This is a genomic window from Kluyvera sp. 142486 (genome assembly GCF_046569695.1).
Taxonomy (GTDB): Bacteria; Pseudomonadota; Gammaproteobacteria; order Enterobacterales; family Enterobacteriaceae; genus Kluyvera.
Window position 1 is genome coordinate 1 of sequence record NZ_JBKHUI010000053.1, and the last position, 243, is coordinate 243.

Sequence of the window (243 nt, forward strand, 5' to 3'; positions counted from 1 at the left end):
TATAATGCGCCTCCACTGACACGGAACAACGGCAAACAAGCCGCCGGGTCAGCGAGGTTCTCCTGAGAATCTCGAGAGACGAAAGCGAAAATAAATGCTTGACTCTCAAGCGGGAAAGCGTAATATGCACATCCCGCGCCGCTGACAAAAAGCGAAGCGGCACTGCTCTTTAACAATTTATCAGACAATCTGTGTGGGCACTCGAAGATACGGATTCTTAACGTCGCAAGACGATAAATGAAT

General features: G+C 48.6%; 1 protein-coding gene. It reads right to left on the bottom strand.

Going from position 1 to position 243, the window contains the following annotated elements:
* Nucleotides 1-243 (bottom strand): hypothetical protein (locus tag ACLGE8_RS22720; RefSeq protein ID WP_223883238.1); only part of this gene is annotated, 243 nt, incomplete at both ends.